This is a genomic window from Mesorhizobium sp. M7A.F.Ca.CA.004.04.2.1, from assembly GCF_004022825.1.
Taxonomy (GTDB): Bacteria; Pseudomonadota; Alphaproteobacteria; order Rhizobiales; family Rhizobiaceae; genus Mesorhizobium.
The window spans coordinates 1-3,530 of sequence record NZ_RZPH01000647.1; the positions used below are offsets into that span (position 1 = coordinate 1).

Genomic DNA, 3,530 nt, shown 5'->3' on the forward strand with positions numbered 1-3,530 from the left:
GCCTTCGAGTGGCGTGCGCCGATGGAGCGTCTCGGCCAGTTGATCGACAGCCATGACGACATGCCAGCCGGTGCGGCGCCGGTCATCGAAGCATTGGCAAAGCCCACGAGCGAAAAAGGGCCGATCGAGGTGATCGATGACGCCGGTGGCGAGACGTCGGCGGGCAAGCAAGCTGAAAGTCGCGAAGAAGATCATGTCAGGCCGATCACGGCAGCGGCCTTCGCCGCGGTGCCGGGCGATGCCGAGGGCGTCGATCCGGCCGAGGAGCTTGCGCGGTTGCCGGACGATCCCGGCGTCGATCCGGACGAGGAAGCGGAGAAATCGCCGCGCCGGTTTCGGTTGTTTTGAGTTGGGCAGGCCGTCAGGCCGTTGGGGTATGGATCTATGTTTGAACGCGTTCTGTCGTTTCTCAGGGATTTGCCGGCCGGCGCCGGCACTCGTGCCAGCACGGACGATCCGCGCATCGCCGCCTCGGCGCTGCTCTACCATGTGATGAATGCCGATGGCGTGCGCCAGGATGTCGAGTGGGAACGGTTCAAGGCGGTGCTGGCGGAGAGCTATTCGATCAGCGGCACGGAACTTGAGGCGCTTGCCGCCGCCGGCGAGCGGGCCGACAATGAGGCGATCGATCTCTATGCCTTCACCAGTGTCCTGAAGCGCCATCTCGATGCCGATGCGCGCAAGGCCTTCATCGGCCTGATGTGGGAAATCGTCTATGCCGACGGCGAGTTGCACGAGCTCGAGGACAACACCGTCTGGCGCGTCGCCGAGCTGATCGGCGTCGAACGCCATGATCGCGTCGAGGCGCGCCGCAAGGCAGCGGCGCACGCGCCCGGCGCCACCGGAACATCGAGCGACGAATAGGATTTTCGCCTTCCCATGCCGCGCCAAACGAGTTCGAAGCCAAAGATACTGATCGTGCTGCATCAGGAGAGTTCGAGCCCAGGGCGTGTCGGCCACATGTTGCTGGAAGAAGGGTTCGACCTCGATATCCGCCGGCCGCCGCTTGGCGACGCCTTGCCCGAAACACTGGACGGCCACGCCGGCACGGTGGTGTTCGGCGGTCCGATGAGCGCCAATGACGAGGACGAGTTCGTTCGCCGCGAGACCAACTGGCTGGAAATACCGCTGAGGGAGAACCGGCCATGTCTCGGCATCTGTCTCGGCGCACAGATGCTGGTCAACTATCTCGGCGGCAAGGTCGAAGGACACGGCGAAGGGCTGGTCGAGGTTGGCTGGTATCCCCTGAAAGCGACCGAAGCCGGCAAGCAACTGATGCACTGGCCGGAGATGGTCTATCAGTTCCACCGCGAGGGTTTCTCGCTGCCCAGGGACGCGACGCTGCTGGCGACGGCCGAGACCTATCCCAACCAGGCCTTCCGCTACGGCGACAATGCCTGGGGCATCCAGTTCCATGGCGAACTGACCAGGGTGATGATGCAGCGCTGGGTGGTGCGCGGCGCGCATCGCTTCGAATTGCCCGGTGCCCAGCCCGGCCGCGATCATCTCGGCGGCCGGCTGATCTGGGACATGCATCTCAAGCGCTGGCTGGACGAGTTCCTGCGGATGATTTTCGGCAAGCCGAGCAGATAGCTAATGCATGTCGCCCAAAAGCGACCTCGGTTTTGGGAAAACGACATGCATAAAACAAGACTTAAAGCGCGACGCGCTTTAAGGTTCGAGCACCGGCCGCAGGAAGCTGCGCTCGTAGCTGAGAATGCTGCGATTGCGTTTTTCCATTTCAAACACTTCCTGGCATTCCGGGTCGGCAGCCATACGCTTGCGATAGACCTCGTAGTCGGCAAGGCTCGGAAAGCTGAACATGGCAAAAGCGATATTGCTCGCCCCCTCGCTCGGAAGGAAATAGCCGTGATGGTTTCCGCCGAGGCGGTTGACCAGAGCTATCCAGCGACGGCCATAAACTTCGAACTCGGCAAGCTTGTAGGGGTCGATGACATATTTCAGGTAGCAAGTGATCATGAGAGCTCCTGTGGCATGGGCGAGGCATGTCGGCTGTCAAACGTAGGAAGATCAGTTGCGTCCGTCGAGATGGCGCACCTTGCGCAGTTGCGGGAACAGCACCATCCACAGGCCCGCTACGGCGATGGCGCCGATGCCGCCGATCACCACGGCCGGCACCGTGCCGATCAGCGCGGCCATCGTGCCGGCGCGGAATTCGCCGACCTCGTTGGAGGCGCCGACAAAGACCTGGTTGACGGCGTTGACGCGGCCGCGCACATGGTCGGGCGTCCACAGCTGAATTAGCGTTTCCCTGATGTAGACGCTGAACATATCGGTGGCGCCAAGGAAGACCAGCGCCACGATCGACAGCCAGGTGATGGTGGAAAGGCCGAACAGCACGGTGAAGGCGCCGAACGAGGCGGCGGCGACCAGCATGATCATGCCCGCGTGGTTGCGAAGCGGATGCCCGGCCAGCCAGATGGCGACGCAAATGGCGCCGATGCTGGGCGCCGAGCGCAGCAGGCCGAGGCCCCAGGGGCCGAGCTGGAGGATGTCGCGCGCATAGACCGGCAGCAGCGCCGAGGCGCCGGACAGGAGCACGGCGAACAGATCGAGCGAGATGGCGCCGAGCACGATCTTCTCGCTCCAGATGTAGCTGAACCCGCCGAGCAGGTGCTGCATCGTCGGCTTTCCCGACTCGGTCCGCTGCGACGGCTTCGGAATGGTGAAGATCAGCAGCCCGGACACGAGCATCAGGACGGCGGCGGTTCCGTAGGCCGCTTCCGGCGACACGCCGTAGAGCAGGCCGCCGGCGACCGGGCCGACGATGGTCGCCGTCTGCCAGGCCGATGAATTCCAGGCGATGGCGTTGGCGAAATCCTGAGGCGGCACCAGATTGGCGAACAGCGAGGCGGAGGCCGGACCGAAAAAGGCGCGGGCGACGCCGAACATGGCAAGCACGCAGAAGATCGGCAGCGGCCCGCTGATGCCGCGCAGCGTCAGGAACAGCAGCGCCAGCGCGCACATCGCCTCCACCACGACCGCCAGCGCCATGATCAGGCGGCGGCCGAAGCGATCAGCGACGACGCCGGTGACCAGCACCAGAAGCAGCGACGGCAGGAACTGGACGATGCCGACAAGGCCGAGATCGAGCGGGTCGCGGGTCAAATCGTACATCTGCCAGCCGACCGCGACGGACACGATCATGGTGGCGAATGTGGTGAGGAAACGCGCCGCCCAATAGCTCAGGAAGGAGCGGTGGCGGAACGCGGCATAGCGCTGGTCCGGCGATATCTGTTCTGCTGTCATGATTTAAGAGGCCCCGTTCGAATGGCATCAGCTGGCGGGGCACTTCCACGATGGGCGCTGGTCCGGCTGGCGGAACTTTTAGCTCAGTTCGCAGCGGATATGCGTCAAAATCAGTGCTGGATCAAGGAATTTTCAGCCTAAAGCGCGTCGCGACTTTTGAGCGAGATGCATTAGCGCTACTGCGTCATGAGTTTCTGGCCGAACGGAGCAATCGTTGACGTTGGCGCTGCCCCTCACTGTCCTGCCGGACATCCTATAGT

4 protein-coding genes and 1 pseudogene are annotated in these 3,530 nt (G+C 63.3%); 3 read left to right on the forward strand and 2 right to left on the reverse strand.

What is annotated here, in order from left to right; translation table 11 throughout:
* The 3 genes and pseudogenes from EN893_RS24525 to EN893_RS24535 form a co-directional block, all read left to right on the forward strand.
* A pseudogene (locus EN893_RS24525) lies at nucleotides 1-348 on the forward strand (heme biosynthesis protein HemY); the annotation flags it as partial.
* Nucleotides 349-384: 36 nt separating this feature from the next.
* On the forward strand, nucleotides 385-864 hold the full coding sequence (locus tag EN893_RS24530; protein WP_127268697.1) for a TerB family tellurite resistance protein: 480 nt from the start codon (nucleotides 385-387) through the stop codon (nucleotides 862-864).
* Between the two features lie 15 nt (nucleotides 865-879).
* Nucleotides 880-1,593 (forward strand): glutamine amidotransferase, encoded by a 714-nt coding sequence (locus tag EN893_RS24535; protein WP_127268698.1) that lies wholly within the window; start codon nucleotides 880-882, stop codon nucleotides 1,591-1,593.
* A 78-nt stretch (nucleotides 1,594-1,671) separates the two neighbouring features.
* On the opposite strand, the gene EN893_RS24540 is transcribed toward EN893_RS24535, so the two are convergent.
* Both EN893_RS24540 and EN893_RS24545 read right to left on the reverse strand, forming a co-directional pair.
* Entirely contained in the window at nucleotides 1,672-1,980 is a 309-nt protein-coding gene (locus EN893_RS24540) for an NIPSNAP family protein (protein WP_127268699.1), read from the reverse strand.
* Between the two features lie 51 nt (nucleotides 1,981-2,031).
* Nucleotides 2,032-3,270 (reverse strand): MFS transporter, encoded by a 1,239-nt coding sequence (locus EN893_RS24545; RefSeq protein ID WP_128361831.1) that lies wholly within the window; start codon nucleotides 3,268-3,270, stop codon nucleotides 2,032-2,034.
* Nucleotides 3,271-3,530: the final 260 nt, after the last annotated feature.